Raw genomic sequence first — 24,241 nt, forward strand, 5'->3', positions numbered from 1 at the left:
GCCGGGTCGCTCGCTGGTGAGGTGTAGAAGATGGGAAATATGGTTCTTGATGTGGCAGTAGCCGAAGCGCCCGTGGACGAGGCGTGCAGGCAGGTGATGGAAAGGCTGAAGTCGGCGGGATGCGTTGTCGCGGACATGCCTTATTCGGTGGAACCCTTCCAGGTGGCGGAAACGGACCTTCGCTACCTGCTCAATCATGGAGAAGTGCACCAGCCCGGCAGTGCGCTCGTCGTGCCGGTCCTGCGCTCGGTATCCGTCGAACGCAAGGGGGCGGACGTGGGCAAGATTTCCTTCGTGCTGGGCGTGAACCTCGTCTGACGCGGCCGCGGGCCTCTCAGCGCGGCGCCGCCCGAACAGCTCCTTCGGGCGGGCGCATGGGAGCTCACGCCCGCAATGCGGGGTAGCGCCTGAAGATACGCCGGTACCACGGCGTTTGCCAGAACAGGCAGCCAGCCGTGCGCAGCGCGTCGCGCTCGGGCATGCCCGCCGCGATCAGCTGGTCCGCCGCGCGCAGGTGGGCGATCAGCCGCAGCCCATCGCGCAACAGCCAGGCGGCCGCCGCCGCCACCATGCCCAGCGCCAGCCACGCGGCCGTGGCGCCGGCGAACAGATCGGGAATACCGCGGATAGCGTTCATGCTGGCTTGCCTCATCGGTTGAGGAGGGCGGCCCGCCTCGGCGGGGCACCCTGCGAAAGGCTAGCCTAGGGCAGGAATATGACAGGCATATGACACGCACATGACGCGGACCGTGCACCCGCTCATCCATTCACCGTGGTGATGAGCAGTATGGGAACAATCAATTGGCGTTATCGCGCGAGCGGTGCGATGATGCACCTGTCTCCTCCAGACTCTCTCTACTGAGAATGGACTTCAAGCCGGCCCAGCGCCGGCTTTTTTTTGGGCACTGTTCGCGAACGCCGGGCTTTCCCTCGGAATCTCCGATTCGGGACGGTTGACTACTTTTTCGGCGTCAGCATCAGCAACCGGCCGCGCCCACCGTCCTCCAGCAGCCATAGCGCGCCATCCGGCCCGGTGCGCACGGCGCGGATGCGTTCCCCCATGTCCCAATGTTCTGCCTTCGTAGCGTTCTCGCCGTCGAGGGCGATGCGATCCAGTGACTGGCCCGAGAGACCGGTGATGAACAGGGAATTCCTCCACTGCGGGAACAGGTTCGCATCGTAATAGGCGAGGCCGCCCGGTGAGATGGCAGGGTTCCAGGACACTTTCGGCGCCTCGAAGCCGTCGCCGGGCGCGTGATCGGGAATGTCCCGCCCATCATAGTGGCTGCCGTTCGATGCCCTCGGCCAGCCATAGTTGAGGGCAGGCTTGATCAGGTTGATCTCGTCGCCATGCCGCGGCCCCATCTCCATTTCCCACAGGCGCCCCTGCCTGTCGAAGGCAATGCCCAGCAGATTGCGGTGGCCGTAGGACCAGACGGCGGCATGAAAGCCCCTGGCCGCGAGCGGGTTGCCGGCGGCCGGCGTGCCGTCGAGGTCGAGGCGCAGCACCTTGCCGAGCGTCGACTTGGGGTCCTGTGCCGGATTGAGAAGCTGGCGGTCGCCGCTGGTGAAGAAGAGATGCTTGCCGTCCGGCGAGAAGGCGATGCGGCCCGAATAGTGCCCGCCGGTCGATGCATCCTGGGCACGGAAGATGACCTTCGTATCCCTGAGCGCGCCGGCTGCCTGGTCCAGTGTCGCGGTGGCGAGCACGACCCGGCTGCCGGCACCGCGACCGGGTTCGGAGTAACTGAAGTAGAGCAGCTTGCTGGCCGCGAAATCGGGAGCGGGCACGACGTCCATGAGCGCGCCCTGGCCGCTGCTGCTGACGGCGGGCGTGCCGGACAGCGTTCGCTTGGCACCGGTGCCTGGATTGAACAGGATCATCGAACCCTCCTTTTGCGTCACCAGCATATTCCCGTCGGGCAGGAAGGCCATCGCCCATGGGCTCTTGAATGTGCCGACTGCCTTGACCTCGAATGGCGCTCTGGCGGTGGCCGCGGCACCGGCCATCGCATGCGCGGCCGTTGGAGCGGCCGCGCAGACGAGCAGGGTGAGCGAGAAAGTGGTGGCAGGGCCGGGCAGGGGCAAGTTCATGTTATTCGGGTCTCCATTCGCGGATCGATGTCAGGTTGTCGGGGCACGGCCAGGTTGCCGGCGACGTCCGGCGCGCAACCGGCCTCACGCCAGCGCCCGGATGCGGAAAATCAGCCCTTGCCCCGTGCTTTGCTGTTTGCGTAGACCCATGTGTATTCAGCGCCAAACAGGAAGATCTGGGCTGAATAGTAGAACCACGCGACGAGGATCACAACCGAGCCGGCTGCGCCAAAGCCGGAGGCCACGTCCGATTTCGCCAGGTACAAGCCGATGAGCGATTTCCCCACGTTGAAGAGCAACGCTGTTACCGCCGACCCCATCCACACGTCGTGCCAGGATATCGTCGCGCTGGGCATGATCTTGTAAATCATCGCAAACAGCACCGTGAAGATGACCAGTGAGGCAGCGAAATTCAATACATTCGCTATCACGCTTTCCGCTCCCGAAGCACCGCCCAACCATTCTCCCGCCGCGGCGAGCGCAGCGCTGACGACGAGCGAAATCATCAGCATGAAGGCGACTCCCAATACCAGCCCGAAGGATAGAACGCGGCTGCGCAACCACCCCCAGATACCCGACGGTTTATCCTTTTCCGGCACTTCCCAGATGCGGTCCAGATCCGTTTGCAGTTCGGCGAACATCGCGGTCGCGCCCAGCAGGAGGAGCAACCCTCCAACGATGCTTGCAACAATTCCGGTCGACGGTTCACGCGCGGCCTGGAGCAGGCCTTGCACTGCAGTCGCCCCTTCTTCTCCCATGATGCTTCCGAGCTGCGCGATAATCGCGCCTTGCGCCGCATCCTGCCCAAACACCGCGCCGGCGATGGCGATGACCATGACCAGCAAAGGTGCCAGGGAGAACAGCATGTAATACGAAAGCGCCGCTCCCATGCTGGGTGCGTAGTCATCGATCCATGCATTGCCCGCGGCCAGGAATATTTGCCACTGCCTGCCAACCCAGCTTGCCGAGGTTTGTTCGAACCTCGGGCGCACGGGCGCCGTGTTGCCTGGTTGCTCAACCTTCACATCGGATGGGTGTTCATCCGGACGCACCGGAACAACCTTCGTGTCGTTCTTGCTCGCGGGTGCGTCGACCTTCGTGGTCTTGCCAGCCGGAGCAAAAGACGCTGCAAGTGAAACAAGCACGCCGACCAGTTTCAGGATGTCGCCAAAGTCCTCGCTGGTCTCCCGTGGGGGGGCCTTGCTGCGCTCCGATGCAGGGCCGTCGCTGCGCTCCGATGCAGGGCCCTCGCTGCGCTTCGGTGCCGCGGTGTACGGCACGGCTTTCCTGCGCCTGACGAGCGCGTAGCCCGCGGCGGTGATCCCCAGCACGGCCCCGCCAAGCACATAGGGAGAAGAGAGCATGTCGGAGGATTTCGATTTCAGTCGCCGCGCGGCGGCGGCAAGGTCGGTTTCGGCAGCATGCATTTCCTGGGCGGTATTGGCCATCTTTTCCTCATCTGATCAGCAACGATGCCGAAGCGCTTCGCTGGGCACGCTTTAGGACTACACTGACCAAGTATAAGGACTAAGGAGTCGCCCTCTGTGCGGTACTAAACGCAAGCGCGACAGACGAGCGAACGATTGCGGTGCGGCCTTCCACTTCGCGCACGATCGAGCAGGGAGAAGCCGTCGCTTTGCCGGGCGCTCTACACCTCCCACTGCATCTTCACCGTCAGCGATGTGTTGACGGTATTCGCCTCGCTCGCCCGGTCGCGCGACCAGCCCACCGACAGCGAACGCCCGTGCCGCCACAGGTGCCGGAACAGCACCGAGCGGTGCGAGCCCCGTTCGGCCCACGGAGCCAGCCCGGAGACGCCATCGTCGCGCCGCGACGACGACGTGTTCTGCGCCAGCAGCCGCAGCGAGTCGCTGGCCGTGAAGTGCAGCATGCCGAGCCAGCGCCAGCCGTTGTCGGCGAAGGCGGGGCGCCCTCGGGTGCCATCGATCCATGCGCGGTTCAGGCGCACGTCCGACTCCATCGCCCAGCCCCGCGCGCCGAGGGGAAACCGCAAGCCCATGTCCATGACGACATTGCCGCCGCCGCCCACCCGGTCGGCATCCACGTCGAGCTGACGGCCCAGGGTGACCTCGGCCTTCAGCACGGGCATCCACGGCAGCGGCGAGGAGGCGAAGCCGAAGTGCACCGCCGGGGTGTCGTGCAGCTTGCCGTTGCGGTGGGCGCGCTGCTGGTCGAAGCCCAGGTTGGCCCACAGGTCGGTCTGCCGGCCGGTGCGGTACCAGATGCCCGGCTGTATCTTGCGCTGCACGATCTCGTTGGCCTGCTGGCCCAGCGTCGCGTCGGACAGCGTGCGGATTTCGTGCAACCCCAGGTGTGCCTCGAATTCGTAGAGCCTCAGCGGTTCGTCGCCGAACGGCCCGAGGGGAACCGTCTTCTCGCCCAGCCGGCGGTTCAGGTTGATATCGGTCTTCACCACGCCCGCCTGCGGCACGAAGCCGTTGTCGTTGACGAAGCCCGGCCCGATCGCCTCGAGCTTCGCCTCGTTCCACCAGTCGTCGCTGATGTGCACATAGCGTCCCTGCGCGTAGCTGCCGCTGCGCGCCGGCACCCGCACCGTGCGCGGCTGCGGGTCCTCGACGAAGGCGGCGCTGTTCCGCGAGTGCATCAGCAGCCACGACAGCTGGTTGCCGCCGTCGCGCCACTGGCCGTCGAAGCCGGCCACTTCGTTGCTGCCGGCATCACCGTAATCGCGGCGGGAGGCAAAAGCGCCCAGCAGCGCTCCTTCGCCGTGCCAGCGGGCGCGCACCAGGCTGGCCAGCGGGCGCCGCGTCTGCGCGTACTCGGCCGTTTCGTACACGCGCCCGCGCATCACCACGCCGCCTTCCTCGTCGCGCAGGCTCATCGCGGTCGCATCGGCATCGGCCTTGCGCCACGTCGCCCGCAAGCCCCACTGCGGGCTGGCGATCGTGCGCGAGTAGAACGCCGACAGGGGCAGGCCCAGCACGTCCGCGCTCTCCAGGAAGAAGCCGCGTTTTTCCGGCAGCGACAGCGCGATGCGGCTGGCGCCGGTGGGCATCGGTTCGTCGATCTCGACCTGCGAGAAATCGGGATTGAGGGTGGCATTGAATACCCAGTCCGCGCGCGGGCGCGCATTGATCTCGAGGCCGACGCTGCCGTGGTTGCCGCGGCGGCGCCCGGCATCGTCCTCGTCGCGGTTGGCGCGCACCGTGACCTCGGGCTTGAGCTCCAGGAAGGCCCGGTCGCGCACGGCCTGCACGGTGCCGCCCATGCCGCCGATCTCCTGCAGCGCATCGATGTAGCTGAGCGAACCCGTCTTGAGCGGCGTGCTGGTGAGCCGCAGTCCGCCGGCATGCGGCACGCCGCGCTCGACCATCAGGCGCCACGTCTTGCCGTCTTCGTAGGGAAAGCGCAGGTTCGACAGCGGCCAGCGGATTTCCATCGTGTAGCCGTCCGGCAGGCGGCGCACGGCCGCGTCGATGGGAAAATCGGGGCCCAGGTCGTCCTCGTCCTCGTCGGCGCGATACATGCCGTCCGAGAGCACGCCGTCGATATTCACGCGCACGAACTGCGCGGCCCGGCCGTGGCCCGTGGGGTCGAGCCAGATGCCGATGAAGTCCTGGTCCTGCGCCACCTTGTCGCGCCGCGCCAGGGAGCTGCGCATGTTTTCGGGCGTGCCGTCCCAGGCGCGTATGCCGAAGATCAGGGCATCGTTGTCGATCAGCAGGCGCACGGTGGTGCGCAAGCCCGCGGGCGGCGGCTTGCCGTTCTCCGGCAGGAACTGGTGGAAGGTGCCGAACTCGGGCGCCTTTGCCCATGTCTCTTCATCGAGCTTGCCGTCCACTGCAATCAGCTGGTGCCGTTCGAGCAGCAGGGCGGGCAGGGAGGCAAGCACCGCTCCTTCCTCCGCAAGGCTTGCAAATGGCAAGGCAAGGAGGGCGGCGGTGCAGGAAATGTTCCGGATAAAACCCATGGATCGCGCGATGGATGAGCTGGCAGGGGCGGCAGTCTATCATTACGTTTCTGATAACTCCAGTGGTAGCGCGGCAGTTCTTCCGCGCGTGCCCGCGGGCGTGACAATCGGTGACTTTTCGCGCTCGGCCGGGGCGGTCGTGAAGCACCGGGAACGGTTGTTTGTTCAAAATACATGAAGTACACTCGACCGCAGCCAACCGAGCGGAGACGCCATGCATCGAATGCCTTTCGCCAGCCCCGGCGCGTCCGCATGACGATCGCCGTCCTCCAGTTCGGCACGAGCCGGTTCCTCCAGGCGCACGTCGACCTGTTCATCGGCGAAGCGCCCGAGCGTGGCGAAGCGCCGGGGCGGATCGCGGTGGTGCAGACCACGGGCAACCCGCAGAGCGTGCGGCGCATCGCGCAGAACCATGCGCAGAAGAAGCGGCGGCGCCTGCTGCCCGTGATCGACCTGGCCCGCCAGCTGGCACCGGCGTTGCCGCAGCCGCGGCTGCACGCCGCCCCGCGCCTGGACGAAGCATGAGGATCGACGCCCACCAGCACTTCTGGCGCCTGGCCGATCGCAACGGCGCCTGGCCGCCGCCGCAATTGGCGACGATTTACCGCGACTTCGCGCCGGGCGACCTGGAACCGCTGCTGCGCGAGCATCGCATCGATGCCACGGTGCTGGTGCAGTCGCTGCCGAGCGAGGCCGATACGCGGTTCATGTTGGGCCTGGCGGACCGGCACCCTTGCATCGGCGCCGTGGTGGGCTGGACTGACCTGAAGGCCAGCGACGCGCCGCGCCGTATCGCCGCGCTGGCGGCGCATCCGAAGCTGCGCGGCCTGCGGCCGATGCTGCAGGAACTGGACGAAGCGTGGATCGCCGATCCCGCGCTCGATCCGGCGGTGGCCGCCATGCTGCGGCATCACCTCGCGTTCGATGCGCTGGTGCTGCCGCGCCACCTGCCGGCGCTGCTGGCCTTCGCGCGGCGCCACGCCGGGCTGCCGATCGTGATCGACCATATCGCCAAGCCGGCGATCGCCACCGGTGACACGGCCCGGTGGCGCGGCGATATCGCCGCGCTGGCCGCGCTGCCCAACGTGCACTGCAAGCTGTCCGGCGTCGTCACCGAAGCGGGGCCGGACTGGACGGTGGAGCGCCTGCGGCCGTGCGTGGCGCATGTGCTGGAGGTGTTCGGCAGCGCCCGCGTGTTGTGGGGCAGCGACTGGCCCGTGCTCGAGCTGGCCGCCGACTACCGCCGCTGGGCCGCCGCCAGCGAGGCGCTGCTGGCCCATATGGACGAGGCGGGCCGGCAGGCCGTTTTCGGCGCCAATGCCGGGCGTTTCTACCGGATCGGATAGCTGCTGATCCTTATTGCAACAAAATAAAGACAATCGAATTACAATTCTCCGGTATTTTTCGGGCGGGATGTTGTGCAATGCTCGCACGCTATTCATAGCCAACAGCGTGAGGAGGGCACGATGATTGACTTTAATGGCAAGCAGCTGCATGGCAAGGAGCTGCACGAGGGCCCCGGCCAGCCGAACGGCAGCCGGCAACACGGCAAGAAAATCCTGGCTGGCGACATCGTCACGATGAATGCCGGGCGAACGATCCTGCGGCAGGGCCGGGTCTGCGTCGACGGCGCCAGGATCGCGGCCGTGCTGGCGGCCGGCGAGCCGCTGCCAGCCGGCTTCGAGGGCATCCGGGCGACGGAAACGGGGGGCACGATCTTCCCCGGCCTGATCGACCTGCACAACCACCTGACCTACAATATGCTGCCGCTGTGGCAGGTACCGAAGCGCTACACGAACCGCAACCAGTGGCGCACCGAGGAGGCCAGCTACCAGTCCGACGTGGCGCGGCCGGCCAGCCTGCTGGCCCGTCATCCGGATGCGGACTATACCCGCGCGATCATCCGCTATGCCGAGTGCCGCAGCCTGTTCGGCGGCGTGACCACGGCGCAGGGCATGTCGCTGTCGTCCACGAACGGCACACGCAAGCTGTTCGAGGGCCTGGTGCGCAATGTCGAGCAGCCGATCGAGCAGGGCTGGCCCGTGGCGGCCGGGCAGACGCTCGATTACCATCCGGACGAGATCGCGACCAAGCTGATGCCGGCGCTGAAGACCGGCATGCCGTTCTTCTACCACCTGAGCGAAGGCACGGATCGCGGTGCGCGGCAGCGCTTCCGCGACCTGCTGCTGCACGATGGCCGCTGGGCCGTGGGCAAGTCGATGATCTGCATCCACTGCGTGGGCCTGAAGTCGCGCGACTTCCACGTGATGGCCCGCACGGCCGGCATGGTGTGGTCGCCCACCAGCAACCTGCTGCTGTACGGCCGCACGGCCGACGTGGCCGCCGCCAAGGCGCGCGGCGTGCCCATCGCGCTCGGTGCCGACTGGAGCCCGAGCGGCTGCAAGAACCTGCTGGGCGAACTGAAGGTGGCGCGCGCCGTCAGCCGCAAGCTGGGCGGGCTGTTCTCGCCGCGCGAACTGGTGGAAATGGTAACGGCGGTGCCGGCCGCCATGCTGAGCTGGAATGGGCACGTGGGCAGCATCGCCGCCGGCCTGCGCGCCGACCTGCTCGTCATCGAAGGCACGCACGCCGACCCGTACACGGCCCTGGTCGACGCGGAAGAGACGGCGATCCGCGCCATCCTCATCGACGGGCGCATCCGCGTCGGCGAGGCCGGCGATTTCACCGTGGGCGATCCACTGACGAGCGAGTCGTTCACCATCGGCGGCAAGGAATACCACATCGACCTGGTGGAAGAGGGCGACGACGCGATGGGCGGCATGTCGCTGGCGGAGGCCGTCGGCAAGCTGACATACGGCTTGCAGAACCTGCCGCGGCTCGCCGAGGAATCGGCACGCCCGCCTGCCGCCCTCATGGCGGCAAGCGCCGCCCCGCAGTGGCGACTGGAGCTCGACATGGAGGGGCATGATCATGATCATGGCGATCATGGCGTCGATCACAATGGACATGGGCGGAACGGCAACGGCCACGACGACAGAGGGCACGCGCCGATGGGCTTTGCGTTGCGTGCGGCGGCGCCGGAAGCCGAGGTTCCCGTGCGGCCGATGTCCCTGGACCCGATCACCGCCGTGGACGATGAGCGCTTCATCGAACGCCTGCTCGGCAATCCCAACCTGCCGGGGTATGTGAGGAAGAGTCTGCGGCCGCGGTAGGCGACCGGTCCGGGGTGGCGGCGGGCGTCGTCGCCGGAGGGGAAGTGCCTACAGCCCCAGCTCGCTCAACCCCGGATGGTCATCCGGCCGCCGGCCCAGCGGCCAATGGAACTTGCGGTCCGCCTCGCGGATCGGCAAGTCGTTGATGCACGCGAAGCGCCGCGCCATCAGCCCCTGTTCGTCGAACTCCCAGTTCTCGTTGCCGTAGGAGCGGAACCAGTTGCCCGAATCGTCGTGCCATTCATAGGCGTAGCGCACGGCGATGCGGTTGCCTTCGAACGCCCACAGTTCCTTGATCAGCCGGTAATCGAGTTCCTTCGCCCATTTGCGCGTGAGGAATTGCACGATCTCGGCTCGCCCGTTGACGAATTCGGCGCGGTTGCGCCAGCGGCTGTCCGGCGTATAGGCAAGGCTGACCCTTTCGGGGTTGCGCGCGTTCCAGCCGTCTTCGGCCAGTCGCACTTTCTCGATCGCGCTTTCGCGGGTGAACGGGGGCAGGGGAGGACGGGGTTCGATGCTGCTCATGCGGACTCCTTTCGTTGGGGGGAATGATGCTCAGGCATTATGCGCCGGGTTCGGATTGGACGCGTTTCCTGCGGCTGCGCCGCCGCGCACCAGTCGCTGGCGGCTCGATGAAACCGCCGCGCTGGTCGACGGCTTCATGCGCAAGCTCGGGGCGGCAGCGCGCCGTTGAGACGCGGCGTCAGGCCTGCCGCCGCCGCGGTTCCTCTTCCAGCGGCGCGGGCGACGTGGGCACGACCGGCCGCCGCCGTGCATCGTCGACCAGTTCGAACCACATCGCATTCAGTACCGCGAACGCGGCGGCGAGGGGCAGGCCGAGGAGCCAGGCGAAATACCACATGATGATTCCTTTCCAGTTCAGTGTTTGACAGGGGTGCTCAATAGGCGTGGTGCCGGCCGCCGCTGATCTCGGCCGGGTTCACCTTGCCCCACAGGACCTTGTAGACCCAGGTTGTGTACGCCACGATGAGCGGCAGGAAGATCGCCGAGCCGACGAGCATGATGAACAGCGTGAGGTGGCTGGACGACGAATCCCATACCGTGAGGCTGGCCTGCGGCTGCAGCGACGACGGCAGGATGAACGGGAACATCGAGGCCCCGACGCTCAGCACGATGCCGGCGATCGACAGCCCGGAGAAGAGCATCGTGGCGCGTTCCCAGCGCCGCGCCAGGCCGGCCATGGCCAGCAACGCGCCGGCGAATCCGGCGACCGGGGCGGCCAGCGTCCAGGGATGGTTCACGTAGTTGGCGAACCAGGCGCCGCTTGCCGCCGCCTGCACGGTCTTGAACAGCGGGTTCGATGCGCCCGTGGTGACGACGTGGCTGGTCACCTGGTAGCCGTCGACGAAGCTCCACAGCATGGCGCCGGCCGCGGCATACAGCACGATCGTCGCCAGGGCGGCCACGATACCCGAGGCGCGCGCCCGGGCCGACACGGCGCCTTCGGTCTTCAGCGACAGCCATGCGGCGCCGTGCATCACGAGCATCGCCACCGACACCAGGCCGCACAGCAGGGCGAAGGGGTTCAGCAGGCCGAAGAAGCTGCCTTCATAGAAAATCTGCATGTCCGGCGTCAGGCGGAACGGCACGCCCTGCAGCACATTGCCCATGGCCACGCCGAAGATCAGCGAAGGCACGAAGCCGCCGACGAACAACGCCCAGTCCCAGGCGGCGCGCCAGCGCGGGTCGTCGCGCTTGCTGCGGTACTTGAAGCCGACGGGGCGCAGGATCAGCGCCAGCAGCACGGCGGCCATTGCCAGGTAAAAGCCGGAGAACGACACGGCGTAGAGCTGCGGCCAGGCGGCGAAGATGGCGCCGCCGCCCAGCACCAGCCACACCTGGTTGCCTTCCCACACGGGGCCGACGGCGTTGATGACGACCCGGCGTTCCAGGTCGGTCTTGCCCACGAAGGGCAGCAGGATGCCGGTGCCGAGGTCGAACCCGTCGGTCACGGCGAAGGCGACGAGCAGCACGCCCAGCAGGATCCACCAGGTGAAGCGCAGCGTGTCGTAGTCGAGCAGGGTATGAAGAATCATGGTGTTACTCCGTAGTCATCAGTTGTGCATGGGATGCCGGCACGGCGGGCGCGGGGCGCTGCGCGGCCGCCAGCTCGGGTTCCGGGCCCTTGCGGATTGCTTTCAGCATCAGCTTCATTTCCACCACCAGCAGGATCGTGTACAGCACCACGAAGCCGATCAGCGTGCCCAGCACCGTCTGGATGCCCAGGTTCGACACGGCCACCGCGGTCGGCAGCACGCCTTCGATGGCCCAGGGCTGGCGGCCCAGTTCCGCCACGATCCAGCCCGCCTCGGCGGCGATGAAGGGCAGGGGGATCGACCACACGGCGACCTTCAGCAGCCATGGGTAGGCATCGAGCTTGCGGCGCGCCGACAGCACGAAGAACGTGGCGGTCAGCACGATGAAGAAGAGGCCCAGCCCGACCATCACGCGGAAGGACCAGAACAGGGGCGCCACCCGCGGCACCGTATCGTTGGCGGCCTGCCTGATCTGCGCCTCGGTGGCCAGGCGCGGGTCGTCCACATAGCGCTTGAGGAGGAGCGCGTAGCCGAGCACGGCGCTGTGCTCCTCGAAGCGCGCCTGCAGCTCGGCCGGCACCGTGGCGTTGCCGCCCAGCGCGCGGATCCGTTCCAGCGCGTCGTAGGCCTGGATGCCTTCGCGGATGCGCGTCTCGGCCACGCCCACCAGTTCATGGATGCCGGGGATGTCGGTATCGAGCGAGCGCGTGCCGATCAGGCCCATCACGAAGGGGATGTGGATCGCGTAGTGCGTTTCGCGGGCCTCCTGGTCGGGGAAGCCGAAGGCGGTGAATGGCGCGGGCGCCTTTTCGGTATGCCACATGGCTTCGATGGCGGCAAGTTTCATCTTCTGGTGTTCGGTCGACAGGTAGCCGCTCTCGTCGCCCAGCACGACGACGGACAGCGAGGCGGCCAGGCCGAACGACGCCGCCACGGTCAGCGAGCGCTTCGCCACCTCGACGTGGCGGCCCTTCAGCAGGTACCATGCGGACACGCCGAGCACGAACAGGGCGGCGACCACGTAGCCGGCGGACACCGTGTGCACGAACTTTGCCTGCGCCACCGGGTTCGTCAGCACGGCGGAGAAGTCCGTCACTTCCATGCGCATGGTCTGCGGGTTGAGGGCGGCGCCGACCGGGTTCTGCATCCATCCGTTGGCGATCAGGATCCACAGCGCCGAGAAATTGGTGCCGATGGCGGTCAGCCACGTCACGACGAGGTGCTGGATTTTCGTCAGCTTGTCCCAGCCGAAGAAGAACAGGCCCACGAAGGTGGCTTCCAGGAAGAAGGCCATCAAGCCCTCCATGGCCAGCGGAGCGCCGAACACGTCGCCCACGTAGTGGCTGTAGTAGCTCCAGTTCATGCCGAACTGGAATTCCATCACGAGGCCGGTAGAGACGCCGATGGCGAAGTTAATCCCGAACAGCACGCCCCAGAACTTGGTCATCTGGCGCCAGATCGTGCGGCCGGTCATCACGTACACCGTTTCCATGATGGCCAGCAGCATCGACAGGCCGAGCGTCAGCGGAACGAACAGAAAATGGTACAGCGCCGTCAGGGCGAACTGCAGTCGGGAGAGCCCGACAACGTCGAGATCCATGGTGATTCCTTTCAGGTCAGGTCAATCGGTAAGGTCAATCCGGGCGCAGCGCCTGAAGCGCCGCGGTGAATTCCTGTGTGCCGCGCCGCACGTCGGCGACGATGTGGCCATCGCGCACCACCAGCAGCCGGTCGGCCAGCTCCGCTTCGCGCCGCAGGTGCGTGGCGACGAGCACCGTGCGGCCGTCGGCGTGCGCGGCCAGGCGGGCCAGCACGTCGGCGGCCGTGGCGCCATCGAGCGCCTCGGTCGGTTCGTCCAGCAGCCAGAAGCGCGCGTCGCGCAGCAGCAGCCGGGCCAGCGCCAGGCGGCGCGACTGGCCGCCGGACAGGCCCAGGCCGCCTTCGCCCAGCGGCGTGTCGAGCCCTTGCGCGATGCCGCGCACATCGTGTTCCAGGCCGGCGGCGCGCAGGGCGTCCCACAGCTGTCCGTCGGTCGCCAGCGGCGCGGCCAGCAGCAGGTTGTCGCGCAGGCTGTCCTGGAACAGTTCGGTGCGCTGCGTCAGCCAGGTGCAGGGCTGTGCTTCCACCGTGCCGGCTTGCGCCCGCAGTTCGCCGGCCGCCAGCGCCAGCAGCGTCGACTTTCCGGCGCCGCTGGTGCCGACCACCGCCACGCGTTCGCCAACGGCAATGCGCAGGCTGACGCCATGCAGCGCGGCGGTGGCGCGGCCGGGGTGGATCACGGTGGCGCCTTCCAGGTGCAGCGCATCGGTGCACGCCGTGGCGGCCGCGCAGGTTTGCGTTTCCTCGCGCAGGCGGGGCGCCACGCGGCGCGCGGCCAGCCAGCTGCGGCCCGCTTCGATGGCGCCACGGCGCAGCGCCGCGAACGGTTCCAGCGCGGCGAGCGCGATCAGCAGGGCCAGCGCGGCGGCGGGAGCGCCGAGCGCCTCGTCCTGCGCCAGGGCGCCGACCGCCAGCAGCACGGCGGCGACGGTGGCGTGGCCGGCCGCCGCGTAGGCCCAGCCGGCGCGGGTGTCGAGGCGGTGCAGCGCATCGTCGGCGCGGGCCAGCCGCAGATCCTGATGTTGCAGGCGTTCGCACTGCGCGGTCAGGCGTCCGGCCATTGCCAGGTCCGCCTGGCCGGCGACGAGATCGATGGCGTGCTCACGCAGGCGTTCCAGGGCGCGGGCGCGGCGCAGCGCCGCCGGGCGGGCGCGCCGCGCCACCACGAAGGCGGTGCCGAGGCCGAACGCCAGCAGCCATGCGGCGAGCGCGGCGCCGAGCCGCCAGTCAAGGGCGCCCAGCACGAGTCCGGCCAGCAAGGTCGCGCCGCAGGCGGCGACCACGGGCACCAGCAGGCGCAGGTAGAGCGATTCGAGGGCATCGATATCGCTCGTCAGGCGGAACAGCAGGCGCGCCGGCCGGCGCAGCAGGGCGCGCGCGGCGGCGGGCCTGGCCCAGCCGCGAAACAGGCGTTCGCGCAGGGCAGCCAGCACGGCCAGCGTGGCGTCGTGCGTGACGACCCGCTCGGCATAGCGCCCGAAGGTGCGGCCCAGCGCCAGCAGGCGGATCGCGGCGCTGGGCACGAATACATTGAACAGCACCGCGGCGCCGCCCAGGCCGGCCAGCGCGGTCGCCGTGATGAACCAGCCCGAGGTGCCGAGCAGCGCCATGCCCGCCAGGACCACGAGCGTGGCGAGGAAGGCGCCCAAGGCCAGGCGGCGCCCGCCGCTGCGGGCGAACAGGGCCGATACGGCGAATACGTCGTGGTGTTTCATGCCGCTTCCTTCGCGATGTTCAGGGTGGCCAGGTCGATCACGCGGCCGATACGGCGCGCCAGCGCCAGGTCGTGCGTCGCGACGACCAGCGTGCGGGCCTGGGCCAGGTGCAGCAGGGCATCGATGACGCCGGCCGCCGTGTCGCGGTCGAGGTGGGCCGTGGGTTCGTCGGCCAGCAGCAGGCCGGCATGCGGCTGTACGGCGGCGCGGGCGAGGGCCAGGCGCACCAGTTCGCCGCCGGACAGGCCGGTGCCGCCTTCGCCCAGGCTGTCGTGCGGCATGGCGTGCTGTACGTGGCCCAGGCCGGCGCGGGCAATCGCGGCGCTCACGGCCACCGTCGATACGCCGGGGCGTTGCAGCGCGACGTTGCCGCGCACCGTGCCGGCGAATACATGCGGCTTCTGGCCGATCCAGGCCATGCGTTCGCGCAGGGCGGCCGCGCTGTGCCCATCGAGTTCCGTGCCGCCGATGCGCACGGTGCCGGCGGTGGCGGGCACGAGGCCGGCGACGAGCGCCAGCAGCGTCGTCTTGCCGCTGCCGCTGGGGCCCACCAGCGCCACGTGCTCGCCGGCCGCGACGTGCAGCGACAGCCCGGCGAACAAGGCGGCTTCGCCCTCGTGCCGGAAGTGCAGGGTATCGATGTCGAGCGACGGTGCACCCGCGGCGCGCAGCAGCGCTGCTTCCGGCAGCGCGCCAGGCAGCGGCACGGCATCGCGTGCCACGCCTTGCAGTGCCGCGAAAGCGGCCTCGCCGGCCGCCTTGTCGTGCCACACGGCGGCCAGCTCGCGCAGCGGTTCGAAGAAGGCGGGCGCCAGCAGCAGGATGAACAGGCCCTGTTGCAGCGTGAGACGCCGGCCCCAGCTGCCCGGGCCGATCTGGCCCAGCAGGTGGAAGCCCACGTACACGGCCACGAGGGCCACGCCGAGTGCCGAGAACAGTTCCAGCGCGGTGGAGGAAAGGAAGGCGATGCGCAGCACGCGCATCGTCCCCGCCCGCACCGCTTCGGCCGTGGCGCGCAGGCGCCGCGCCGTGGCGTCGACGGCGCCCAGTGCGCGCAGCGTGGAGAGGCCGCGCAGGCGGTCGAGCAGGAAGCCGTTCATGCCGCCGACGATGGCCAGTTGCGCCGCGCTGGCCGCCCTGGCCCGCCAGCCGACAACGGCCATGAACAGGGGAATCAGGGGGGCGGCGCCAACGAGGATCAGCGCGGCCGCCCAGGACTGCGTGGCCACCACGAGGGCAATCAGCGGCAGCACCAGCATCACGCGCTGGCGCGCCGGCTGGTAGCGCAGCAGCCATGGCAGCACGGCCTCGGCCTGCTCGGCCAGCACGCTGGCGGCGGCGCCCGAAGCAAGGCGGGCGCGGTCCAGCGGCGAGCGCGTCGCCAGCGCGCGCACGGCCAAGGCGCGCAGCGTCGACACTTGTTCACGCGAGGCGGCGTGGAGCTTGCGGCCCGCCCAGGCTTCGGCGCTCGCGCGCGCCAGGCCCAGCAGCAGGTAGCCGGCGGCCGGCGCGAACATTGCCGAGAGGCCGGCGCCATCGGCGAGGCGCTGGACGGCGAAGGCGAGCAGGGCGGCTTGCGGAATCCACAGCAGTGCCGCGGCGCCAAGCGTCCAGGTGGCATGGCGGGAGGCGCCCGGAAAGGCCGGTTGCCGGGGTACAGCGACAGTCGCACGGGCACGCATAACAAACTTCCCTACTGTTCGGAAATGACAAAAACTTTTGAATTTTCAGAAAACAGTGAAATTATGCCGCAATTGTTCATTGCTGTCAGGAAGCCCCAGTCGCGTGCTCGGGAATTGCTGAGCTGTCAGGCAACCGCCGGCGCCGGCACGGCGTGAGATAATCGGATTTCCTGAAACTTCGAAAAGTCGACAACGTGACCCCACTCGTCCAAACCTTCGTCAGCCATTTCGGTGAAATGGGCAGCCGCTGGGGCATCAACCGCACGGTTGGGCAAATCTACGCGCTGCTGTACGTGAGCGAACAGCCGATGAATGCCGACGATATCGGTGAAAAGCTCGGTATCTCGCGTTCCAACGTCAGCATCGGCATGAAGGAATTGCAGGCCTGGGGCCTGGTGCGCCAGAGCCGCCTGCCGGGCGACCGGCGCGAGTACTTCACGTCCCTCGGCGACGTGTGGGAAATCTTCCGCGTCGTCGCCGCCGAGCGGCGCCGGCGCGAGGTGCTGCCGACCCTGTCCGTGCTGCGCGAATCGCTGCTCGTGAAGGCGGGCACGCCCGAGGATGCGTTTGCCCAGCAGCGCATGCGCGAGATGCACGAACTCGTCGACATGGCCAATACCTGGTTCGACGACCTGCAGCGGCTGTCGCCCGAGTCGATGGCGCAGCTGATGAGGATGGGGGCCAAGGTGCAGAAACTGCTGTCCGCCAAGGACCGGTTGTTCGGGGCGGGCGCGAAGGATGAGTGAGCACTGCGGGCCCCAGGCGGCATAGTCCAGTAGAATCGGGCTCCACCGTAAATCTCCACTCCAGTGACAGACCAGCTCTTCGCCTTCACCCTCAACGGCGGCGCCACCGGCGCACGCATCCGCTCGCGCGACTGGTCCGGTCATCCGCTGGGGCCCCTGGCGCAATGGCCATCCGCGTTGCGCACCACGCTTGGCATCGTGCTCGGTTCGTCGTTCCCCACGTTCGTGACCTGGGGTGCGGCCAACCACCTGTTCCACAACGACGCCTACCTGCCGATGCTCGGCCAGAAGGCCGACAGCGCGCTCGGCCAGCCATACGAGGAAGTGTGGAGCGAGGTGTGGAGCGATCTGGGCCCCTATGTGACGCGGGTGCTTGCCGGGGAGTCGTTCTTCTTCGAGAACTACGGAACCACGCTGTATCGCAACGGCGTGCCGGAACAAACGTACTTCACGTTCTCGTTCAGCCCGGTTCGCGACGAGGCGGGCGTGGTGCGCGGCCTGATGTGCACCGTGATCGAGGTAACGGACAAGGTGCTGGCGCTGGCCCGGCACAAGGAAGCGGAAGAAAGGCTGGCGCTGTCGCTGGAAGCATCCGGCAATATCGGCACCTGGTCGGTCGACCTGGAAACGGGCATGACGTTCGTGGACGAAGGCTTCGCGCGCCTGTTCCAGATGGACGCCGCCACGGCAGGCTCCGGCAGGGCGCTGGCGCGCTTCACAGACAAGATCCATGCCGACGACCGTCCCGCGGTGCTTGCCGCGATCGACCACGCGATTCGCACGGAAACGCTGTACGACGTCGAATACCGCATCCCGCAGGGCCCCGGGCAGGACGCGTGGGTGAATGCACGCGGCAAGGTATTCGCGAACATCGGCACCGGCCGGCGCAGCTTTGCCGGCATCGCCATCGACATCACCGCGCGCAAGCTCGCCGAGCAGCGGCGCATCGAGAGCGAACGGGCGGCCGCCAGGGCCGAGCGGGCGATGCGCGACAGCGAAACGCGCTTCCGGCTGATGGCCGACGACATCCCGCAGATTGTCTGGGCCGCCGACGCGGCCGGCGAGAACGACTACCTGAACACGCGCTGGTTCGAATACACGGGCGAACCGCAGCCGCGCCGGCCGGACAGCGACTGGCGGCGGTATGTGCACCCCGACGACCTGCAGGAGCTGGAACAGGCCTGGCGGGACAGCCTCGCCAACGGCAGCCGGCTGGAACTGGAATTGCGCCTGCGGCACCACTCGGGGCAGTACCGCTGGGTACTGAACCGCGCGGTGCCCTCGACGGAAACGATCGGTCCGGACACGCGCTGGCTGGGCACGCTGACCGACATCCATGACAAGAAGACGGGCGAGGAGGAGCTGCGCACGCAGTCGCGTCGCAAGGATGAATTCCTGGCCATGCTGGCCCACGAGCTGCGCAACCCGCTCGCGCCGATCAGCACGGCCGCACACCTGCTGGCCCTGGGCCGGCTCGACACGTCGCAGGTGCGCGCGACCAGCGAGGTCATCGTGCGCCAGGTTCGCCACATGACGAGCCTCGTCGACGACCTGCTGGACGTCTCGCGCGTCACGCGCGGGCTGGTCGAGCTGGACCGAGGCATAGTCGACCTGCCTTCGGTGCTGGCCAGCGCCATCGAGCAGGTACAGCCGCTGGTCGAAGCGCGCGGCCATGCGCTCGTGGTCGATGCGCCGTCCGCGCTGCCGCTCGTGAACGGGGACCGCGTGCGCCTCGTGCAGATCGTCACGAACCTGCTGAACAACGCTGCCAAGTACACGGCGCCAGGCGGGCACATCGCGATATCGGTGTCGGCCGCGGCGGGGCAGGTGTCGATCGCCGTGCGCGACAACGGCCAGGGCATCGCGGCCGACGTGCTGCCCCACGTGTTCGAGCTGTTCACGCAGGCCGAACGCACGCCGGACCGGTCGCAGGGCGGCCTGGGCATCGGCCTGGCACTGGTGCTCAGCCTCGTGCAGCTGCATGGTGGCACGGTACGCGCCGTCAGCTCCGGGCTGGGACACGGCAGCACCTTCACGGTGACATTGCCCGCCCTGGCGCAGGACTGAGCATCCGAGATATGGACTTTGGTGATGATCGGTATGGCCAATCTAAATTGGCCTGACCGGACGGAGGATGGCATGATGCACCTGTCTCCTCCAATTTCCCAAGAATTGGAATTTGCCGGCCCCAGGGCCGGCTTTTTTTTGCCTGTCGCCGGCGTGACGCCGGAACGGTTCGGAAGGAGGGATGCGGCGAGGATTGCGCGGGCGGGAATGAGAATGGTTCGTATTTTGCGAACCGACGTTCAAATTAGTTCGGCTTATATATTTGGGCAATAGCGCTTACACTGGCCCCGACGATACAGCTCGCACAGTGTTTCGACAGCGCCTGCCCCATGGCGCGCTTCCCTTCGCGGTGGTCCGGTGAACTCCGGCCGCCGCTTTTTTTATGGGCGCTGCTGTACACGACCCTGAAACACTGCGCGATCCGCTATTCTCGCCTTTCTTTGCAAAAATTGCCACTCTTGTGCAGCACATCGCGAGGTGGCAATGGAGCGCTGCTGTCGGACACGGGTTCCCGGATGGTTCAACGGGGAAATCGTGTGCGACAGCGGTTTTCCCGGTTCACTCCGCAGCCTTCTCCCAGCCACCCCCCAGCGCCAGGAACAACCCCACCTGATCGGCCGCCACCTGCGCATCGGACGCCGCCAGCGCGCTGTCGCTGGCGGCCAGCGTGCGGTCGGCATCGAGCACCGACAGGAAATCGATCTTGCCGGCCTGGTACAGGCGATGCGACTGCTCGGCGGCCAGCGCGCCCTGGTCGCGGGCGGCGCGCAGCGCGGCGTTGCGATCGAGTTCGCGGGCATACACCGTCATCGCCGTTTCCGTCTCGCGCAAGGCGTTCAGCACGATGCCGTCGAAGCGCGCCAGGGCGGCGGCCGTCGCGGCTTCGGCTTCGGCCACGCGTGCGTGGCCGGCGCTGGTGGGCAGTGTCCAGGAAACCAGCGGACCCAGGCTCCAGCGGAACGCGTTGGCGGCGCCGAAGCGGTCCAGCGCGCCCGTGCTGCCCGCCGACAGGCCCAGGCTCACGCTGGGATACAGCTCGCTGGTTGCCACGCCGATCCGGGCGGTGGCGGCGGCCAGGCTGCGTTCCGCGCCACGGACATCGGGCCGGCGGCGCAGCAGCTGGGCGCCGTCGCCTGTCGGAATCGCCTGCGCCAGGCGCGGCACGGCCTGGCAGGCGAGTTCGCTGTCGCCCATCTCGGCCGGTGCGCGCCCGGTCAGCGCGGCGAGGCGCAATTGCGCCGTGCGCGCTTGCGCCAGCAGCGGCGGGATCGCCGCGCGCAACTGTTCCAGCTGGGCGCGGGCGCGCGTGTCCTCCAGCGCCGTGCCGCGGCCGGCGCGGATGCGCCGCCCGGTCAGTTCCACGAAGCGCTGCTGCAGGTCGACCGAGCGGCGCGCCACGTCGAGCTGGTGGCGCGCGCCGCAGGCGTCCACATAGGCGCGCGCGGTGTCGGCGGCGACCGTCACGCGCGCCAGGTCGAGCGCCGCCTCGGCTGCCTCGCGGTCCGCGCCGGCCGCTTCCACGCCGCGCCGGATCTTGCCGAACAGGTCCAGCTGGTACGCGACGGTGACGCCGGCGTCATGGCTGTAGCCGTCGGCCAGCGGTTGCGGCAAGCCCTTGGCGGCGGCGGAAGCGCGGCCAAAGGCCGGCGCGGCGGAGCCCCCGATCACGGGATCGGCGGCACCGGACACCTCCTGCTGCACGGCGCGGGCACGGGCCAGGTTGGCCGCGGCCACGCGCAGATCCGTATTCGCGGCGAAGGCCTTGGCGACGAGGGCATCGAGGGCCGGATCATGATAGAGGCGCCACCAGTGCGGCGGCAGCGGCTCGCTGCGGAATGCCGGTTCGCCGGCGCCGGTGAAGGGCGCCGCGGCGGCCGGCTTGTGCACGGCGGCCTGCTCGGGCAGGTGGTAGTCGGGGCCCACCGTGCCGCACGCCGCCAGCACGGCCAGCGATGCATACAGGGGCAGTCGCATCAGGTTGCGCATGATGTCCTCCTCAAGACCGCTTCACGGCGGCCGGCGCGGCAGCGTGCCGCACATCGACCGTCACCGTCTGGCCGGCCACCAGCCGCGTGCCGGCCGGCAGGGCATCGAGCTTCACGCGCACGGGGATGCGCTGCGCCAGCCGCACCCAGTTAAAGTTGGGATTCACGTTCGACAGCAGGTTGGCCGACGTGCTGCGGTCGCGGTCCGCGATACCGCCCGCGAAGCTTTCCACATGCCCGCGCAGCACCTGCGCGGCGCCCATCGGCGTCACCAGCACCGGGTCGCCGATGCCGATCGCGCCCAGCTTGGTTTCCTCGAAATAGCCTTCCACGTAATACGAATCGCGGTCGATCAGCGCCATCACGGCATGGCCGGCCGTCACGTAGCCGCCGGCGCGCAGGTCCAGGTTCGTGACGGTACCGTTCACGGTGGAGACCACGCGCGTGCGCTCCAGGTTCAGTTTTGCCAGGTCGCGGGCGACGATGGCCTGGGCCAGCGCGGCCCGCAATTCATCGACCTTGGTGGACGATTGCTCGCGCACTTCCTGCGCCACCAGGTCGCGCAGTTCGGCATTGCGCCGCGCGTCTTTCACGGCCTGCTCCAGCGCCACCCGCTGCGCCTGCACGGCCGCTTCGGCCTGGCGCAGGGCCAGGGCAAAGCGCGCGGCGTCGATCTCGAACAGCACGTCGCCGGCCTTCACCTGCTGGTTGTCGCGCACCAGCACCTTCGTCACCTGGCCGGTCAGGTCGGGCGCCACCTGCACCACGTCGGCCTTCACGCGGCCGTCGCGCGTCCACGGTTCCACTTCATAGTGCTGCCACAGGCGCCAGGCAAGGGCGCCCGCCGCGGCCAGGGCGGCCGTCGTCACGAGGAAACGCGCCAGGGCCAGCGCGGAGGACTTGAGGGTTGTTTCAGTAGCCATGATCAATAACCAAAGCGTGTCATCAGGATGGAAAAGCTGCCGAGCAGAATGCCGAACAGCGCGAATTCGAACAGGGCGGGGTGCCACACGAGGCGGTAGAACCCCAGCCGCAGCAGCAGCTTGCCGAGCGCGCGCGTGCACACGAGCGCGGCCAGTGCGAGCAGCAGCAGGGTGGGAACGTACAAGCCGAACAGGCTGATTTCGGCGGTCATCGGGATTCCTCCAACGGTTCATAGGCAGGGGCGCGCGGGAACAGGTCGCGGCGCATGCTGGCCAGCGCGGCGGCGGCCGTTGCGCGCGCTTCGCCATCGGCGGCGCGGCAGACGGTGCGCAGCGTGCCGTCGAGCTGCGCGAGCAGGCCGGCATTCGGCGTGCCGCCGAAATGCGCGGCCAGCCGCTCCAGCAGCGCGTGCAGCGGCACGCCGGCCGGTTCCAGCCGCGGCGCCAGGGTCCGCAATTGCGCGATGTGCAGGCCAACGCGCAGCTCGCGCATGTTTTCCAGCGCATCCGCGCGCACTTCCGGCGCGGCCTTGGCCAATGCGAGGCGCGGCATCAACAGGGCCACGCGGTCGACCACGCGGGCCGACACTTCCATCAGCGCGGGAGCGCGCGGCGCGCGCGCCATCCGCACCAGCTCCGCGCGGGCGCGTTGCAGCATGCGGCGCGCCATCCAGGGTGCATCGACGGTGCGGATCGTGCGGGTGACGACCGCCGCGGCGATATAGCCGAGCAGCTGTGCGAGCATGCCGTTGACGAAGGACGACATCTCCAGCTGGTTCGTGTCCTGCAGGGCCAGCGTGCTGGCGATGCCGATCACGAATGTCAGCGCATTGCCGTAGGTGGCCGGGCGCGCCATGTATACGCCGAGCAGCAGGAACACGGGCGCCAGTGTCAGCACCAGCATTTCATAGCTGTGCACGGCCGGCAGTACCACGAGGATGTAGAACGCCGACACGGGCACGGACCACAGCGTGAACTTCACGAAGCCGGTGATCGCCGGCACGGGATCGTCCATCGTGGCGAAGAAGCAGCATGCCACGCCGGCCAGCATGGGAGCGTCGGCGCCGGCCGGCCAGCCCGTGGCGATCCAGAATGCGCAGCAGGCCAGGATCGCGATCGCGGCCGCCAGCGCGGAGCGCAGCGCCATGCCGTGGTCGCGGTGCAGCACGGCCGGCGTGAGATGCGGTGGCGTGGCGGGCGGCGCGCCCTCCATCACGGCATCGATGCGGTCGCGCAGCGCGAGGCTTTCCTCGCACGCGGTGATCAGGGCCGCGAGACGCTGCGCCAGGTTCACTTGCAGGATGGTGCGCCATGGGGCTTCGGCCCCCAGTTGCGGCGTGAGCTCACGCAAGCGCGCGCGCAATCGTTCCGCGCGCGCCGGACCGGCCGGTTTTCCTTCGTAGAGCCAGCGCGCCACGTCGTCCAGCAGCGCTTGCCAGGCCGGATCGACCGGGCCGGTGTCGGCCAGCGCCTGCAGGCGGTCCTCGACGGCCAGCAGCAGCGGCACCATCACGGCCAGCCGGTCATGCAGCGCGTGCACCATGGCGCCCGTCCAGCGCAGGTGCGAGGTGTCGAACGGCAGGTGGGTGGACATCACGCGCATGTCGCTGATCTCGGCGGCCAGCGCGAGGCGCACGTGCGCGTCGCGCGCGCCTTCGGCTGGCTGCAGCACTTCGCGCATCCAGCGGCGCGCGTCGCCGATGGCGCGGTCCAGGCGGCCCAGCAGCGCCGGCCCCACGCCCTGCGGGAATACCAGCGAATGCACCAGCGTGGCGGACAGGATGCCGACGCTGATTTCCTCCACGCGCGCCACGGCCGTATCGAATACGGTGGCGGGGTCGGACACGGATGGAAAGCCGATCAGGCCAGCCGTGTAGCCGGCCAGCATGAAGATATAGGAGCGGGGTGTGCGGTCCAGCAGCGACACGTACAGGCACACGCCCACCCAGCACGCCAGCGCCAGCGACAGCAGCTCGGGCGCGTTGGCCAGGTTCGGCACCATGGCCACCGTGGCGGCCGAGCCGGCGAAGGTGCCGCACAGCCGGAACAGCGCCTTCGAGCGCACCGCGCCGGCCAGCGGGCTGGCCACGATGTACGCGGTCATCATTGCCCAGAACGGGCGGGGCAGGCCGGCCGCCATCGACACGTACAGCGCCAGCATCGACGCGGCGAAGCACTTGGCCGAGAACAGCAGCTCGCGCGGCTGCGGCGACTGCCAGGACAGTGCCTTCGACAACGCCATGGCCGC

At 68.5% G+C, this 24,241-nt stretch carries 20 protein-coding genes and 1 pseudogene; 7 read left to right on the forward strand and 14 right to left on the reverse strand.

Features of this window, described 5'->3' with window-relative positions:
• Nucleotides 1-39 precede the first annotated feature (39 nt).
• Complete coding sequence (locus V6Z91_RS20020; RefSeq protein ID WP_338760191.1) at nt 40-318, forward strand: hypothetical protein; 279 nt, start codon at nt 40-42, stop codon at nt 316-318.
• A gap of 64 nt (nt 319-382) precedes the next feature.
• On the opposite strand, the gene V6Z91_RS20025 is transcribed toward V6Z91_RS20020, so the two are convergent.
• The 4 genes from V6Z91_RS20025 to V6Z91_RS20040 all read right to left on the reverse strand — a co-directional run bounded on the left by V6Z91_RS20025 (nt 383) and on the right by V6Z91_RS20040 (nt 5,968).
• Nucleotides 383-637, reverse strand: a complete 255-nt coding sequence (locus tag V6Z91_RS20025; protein ID WP_338760194.1) for a hypothetical protein — start codon at nt 635-637, stop codon at nt 383-385.
• 320 nt (nt 638-957) lie between these two features.
• On the reverse strand, nt 958-2,094 hold the full coding sequence (locus tag V6Z91_RS20030; protein WP_338760197.1) for a PQQ-dependent sugar dehydrogenase: 1,137 nt from the start codon (nt 2,092-2,094) through the stop codon (nt 958-960).
• A gap of 110 nt (nt 2,095-2,204) precedes the next feature.
• Complete coding sequence (locus V6Z91_RS20035) at nt 2,205-3,542, reverse strand: YihY/virulence factor BrkB family protein (RefSeq protein ID WP_338760200.1); 1,338 nt, start codon at nt 3,540-3,542, stop codon at nt 2,205-2,207.
• Nucleotides 3,543-3,742: 200 nt separating this feature from the next.
• Nucleotides 3,743-5,968 carry a hypothetical protein gene (locus tag V6Z91_RS20040; RefSeq protein WP_338760203.1) on the reverse strand — a complete coding sequence of 742 codons (2,226 nt, stop codon included), beginning with the start codon at nt 5,966-5,968 and terminating at the stop codon, nt 3,743-3,745.
• 76 nt (nt 5,969-6,044) lie between these two features.
• On the opposite strand from V6Z91_RS20040, the gene V6Z91_RS20045 reads away from it, so the two are divergent.
• From V6Z91_RS20045 to V6Z91_RS20060, 4 genes and pseudogenes are all read left to right on the forward strand, one after another.
• Nucleotides 6,045-6,224, forward strand: a complete 180-nt coding sequence (locus tag V6Z91_RS20045; protein ID WP_338760206.1) for a hypothetical protein — start codon at nt 6,045-6,047, stop codon at nt 6,222-6,224.
• Nucleotides 6,225-6,298: 74 nt separating this feature from the next.
• Nucleotides 6,299-6,448: pseudogene (locus V6Z91_RS20050) on the forward strand (mannitol dehydrogenase family protein); the annotation flags it as partial.
• Nucleotides 6,449-6,567: 119 nt separating this feature from the next.
• Entirely contained in the window at nt 6,568-7,392 is an 825-nt protein-coding gene (locus tag V6Z91_RS20055; RefSeq protein WP_338760209.1) for an amidohydrolase family protein, read from the forward strand.
• A gap of 120 nt (nt 7,393-7,512) precedes the next feature.
• The gene (locus tag V6Z91_RS20060) at nt 7,513-9,219 is read left to right on the forward strand and encodes an amidohydrolase family protein (RefSeq protein WP_338760212.1); all 1,707 of its coding nucleotides are present in this window, start codon (nt 7,513-7,515) and stop codon (nt 9,217-9,219) included.
• Between the two features lie 48 nt (nt 9,220-9,267).
• Here V6Z91_RS20060 and V6Z91_RS20065 read toward each other — a convergent pair whose 3' ends face one another.
• The 6 genes from V6Z91_RS20065 to cydD all read right to left on the reverse strand — a co-directional run bounded on the left by V6Z91_RS20065 (nt 9,268) and on the right by cydD (nt 16,272).
• Nucleotides 9,268-9,744 carry a nuclear transport factor 2 family protein gene (locus V6Z91_RS20065; protein WP_338760215.1) on the reverse strand — a complete coding sequence of 159 codons (477 nt, stop codon included), beginning with the start codon at nt 9,742-9,744 and terminating at the stop codon, nt 9,268-9,270.
• 178 nt (nt 9,745-9,922) lie between these two features.
• On the reverse strand, nt 9,923-10,081 hold the full coding sequence (gene cydX, locus V6Z91_RS20070) for a cytochrome bd-I oxidase subunit CydX (RefSeq protein WP_338760218.1): 159 nt from the start codon (nt 10,079-10,081) through the stop codon (nt 9,923-9,925).
• Nucleotides 10,082-10,118: 37 nt separating this feature from the next.
• Nucleotides 10,119-11,276, reverse strand: a complete 1,158-nt coding sequence (cydB, locus tag V6Z91_RS20075; protein ID WP_338760221.1) for a cytochrome d ubiquinol oxidase subunit II — start codon at nt 11,274-11,276, stop codon at nt 10,119-10,121.
• Between the two features lie 4 nt (nt 11,277-11,280).
• Nucleotides 11,281-12,876: a cytochrome ubiquinol oxidase subunit I gene (locus tag V6Z91_RS20080; protein ID WP_338760223.1), complete on the reverse strand. Its 1,596-nt coding sequence runs from the start codon at nt 12,874-12,876 to the stop codon at nt 11,281-11,283.
• Between the two features lie 34 nt (nt 12,877-12,910).
• On the reverse strand, nt 12,911-14,590 hold the full coding sequence (gene cydC, locus V6Z91_RS20085; protein ID WP_338760225.1) for a thiol reductant ABC exporter subunit CydC: 1,680 nt from the start codon (nt 14,588-14,590) through the stop codon (nt 12,911-12,913).
• Nucleotides 14,587-16,272, reverse strand: coding sequence for a thiol reductant ABC exporter subunit CydD (gene cydD / locus V6Z91_RS20090; RefSeq protein WP_338760227.1), 1,686 nt, complete (start codon nt 16,270-16,272; stop codon nt 14,587-14,589). Before cydD ends, cydC begins: the two co-directional genes overlap by 4 nt.
• Nucleotides 16,273-16,466: 194 nt before the next feature.
• On the opposite strand from cydD, the gene V6Z91_RS20095 reads away from it, so the two are divergent.
• Entirely contained in the window at nt 16,467-17,018 is a 552-nt protein-coding gene (locus V6Z91_RS20095) for a GbsR/MarR family transcriptional regulator (RefSeq protein WP_338760231.1), read from the forward strand.
• 63 nt (nt 17,019-17,081) lie between these two features.
• Complete coding sequence (locus tag V6Z91_RS20100) at nt 17,082-19,085, forward strand: ATP-binding protein (RefSeq protein ID WP_338760234.1); 2,004 nt, start codon at nt 17,082-17,084, stop codon at nt 19,083-19,085.
• 558 nt (nt 19,086-19,643) lie between these two features.
• Here the strand turns inward: V6Z91_RS20100 and V6Z91_RS20105 are convergent.
• From V6Z91_RS20105 to V6Z91_RS20120, 4 genes are read right to left on the reverse strand one after another with little or no spacing between them, the layout of a single operon-like run.
• Complete coding sequence (locus tag V6Z91_RS20105) at nt 19,644-21,071, reverse strand: efflux transporter outer membrane subunit (RefSeq protein ID WP_338760236.1); 1,428 nt, start codon at nt 21,069-21,071, stop codon at nt 19,644-19,646.
• A gap of 10 nt (nt 21,072-21,081) precedes the next feature.
• Entirely contained in the window at nt 21,082-21,993 is a 912-nt protein-coding gene (locus V6Z91_RS20110; protein WP_338760239.1) for an efflux RND transporter periplasmic adaptor subunit, read from the reverse strand.
• A gap of 2 nt (nt 21,994-21,995) precedes the next feature.
• Nucleotides 21,996-22,205, reverse strand: coding sequence for a DUF1656 domain-containing protein (locus V6Z91_RS20115; protein ID WP_338760242.1), 210 nt, complete (start codon nt 22,203-22,205; stop codon nt 21,996-21,998).
• Nucleotides 22,202-24,235 (reverse strand): FUSC family protein, encoded by a 2,034-nt coding sequence (locus V6Z91_RS20120; RefSeq protein ID WP_338760245.1) that lies wholly within the window; start codon nt 24,233-24,235, stop codon nt 22,202-22,204. The genes V6Z91_RS20115 and V6Z91_RS20120 overlap by 4 nt, the downstream gene beginning before the upstream one ends.
• Nucleotides 24,236-24,241 lie beyond the last annotated feature (6 nt).

The organism is Massilia sp. METH4, assembly GCF_037094685.1.
Lineage (GTDB): Bacteria > Pseudomonadota > Gammaproteobacteria > Burkholderiales > Burkholderiaceae_D > Rugamonas.

Excerpts from the sequence above, each read along its gene's own strand:
- V6Z91_RS20020 (WP_338760191.1), top strand. The coding sequence starts at position 40 with ATGGTTCTTGATGTGGCAGTAGCCGAAGCGCCCGTGGACGAGGCGTGC.
- V6Z91_RS20025 (WP_338760194.1), bottom strand. The coding sequence starts at position 637 with ATGAACGCTATCCGCGGTATTCCCGATCTGTTCGCCGGCGCCACGGCC.
- V6Z91_RS20030 (WP_338760197.1), bottom strand. The coding sequence starts at position 2,094 with ATGAACTTGCCCCTGCCCGGCCCTGCCACCACTTTCTCGCTCACCCTG.
- V6Z91_RS20035 (WP_338760200.1), bottom strand. The coding sequence starts at position 3,542 with ATGGCCAATACCGCCCAGGAAATGCATGCTGCCGAAACCGACCTTGCC.
- V6Z91_RS20045 (WP_338760206.1), top strand. The coding sequence starts at position 6,045 with ATGGATCGCGCGATGGATGAGCTGGCAGGGGCGGCAGTCTATCATTAC.
- V6Z91_RS20055 (WP_338760209.1), top strand. The coding sequence starts at position 6,568 with ATGAGGATCGACGCCCACCAGCACTTCTGGCGCCTGGCCGATCGCAAC.
- V6Z91_RS20060 (WP_338760212.1), top strand. The coding sequence starts at position 7,513 with ATGATTGACTTTAATGGCAAGCAGCTGCATGGCAAGGAGCTGCACGAG.
- V6Z91_RS20065 (WP_338760215.1), bottom strand. The coding sequence starts at position 9,744 with ATGAGCAGCATCGAACCCCGTCCTCCCCTGCCCCCGTTCACCCGCGAA.
- cydX (WP_338760218.1), bottom strand. The coding sequence starts at position 10,081 with ATGTGGTATTTCGCCTGGCTCCTCGGCCTGCCCCTCGCCGCCGCGTTC.
- cydB (WP_338760221.1), bottom strand. The coding sequence starts at position 11,276 with ATGATTCTTCATACCCTGCTCGACTACGACACGCTGCGCTTCACCTGG.
- V6Z91_RS20080 (WP_338760223.1), bottom strand. The coding sequence starts at position 12,876 with ATGGATCTCGACGTTGTCGGGCTCTCCCGACTGCAGTTCGCCCTGACG.
- cydC (WP_338760225.1), bottom strand. The coding sequence starts at position 14,590 with ATGAAACACCACGACGTATTCGCCGTATCGGCCCTGTTCGCCCGCAGC.
- cydD (WP_338760227.1), bottom strand. The coding sequence starts at position 16,272 with ATGCGTGCCCGTGCGACTGTCGCTGTACCCCGGCAACCGGCCTTTCCG.
- V6Z91_RS20105 (WP_338760236.1), bottom strand. The coding sequence starts at position 21,071 with ATGCGCAACCTGATGCGACTGCCCCTGTATGCATCGCTGGCCGTGCTG.
- V6Z91_RS20110 (WP_338760239.1), bottom strand. The coding sequence starts at position 21,993 with ATGGCTACTGAAACAACCCTCAAGTCCTCCGCGCTGGCCCTGGCGCGT.
- V6Z91_RS20115 (WP_338760242.1), bottom strand. The coding sequence starts at position 22,205 with ATGACCGCCGAAATCAGCCTGTTCGGCTTGTACGTTCCCACCCTGCTG.
- V6Z91_RS20120 (WP_338760245.1), bottom strand. The coding sequence starts at position 24,235 with ATGGCGTTGTCGAAGGCACTGTCCTGGCAGTCGCCGCAGCCGCGCGAG.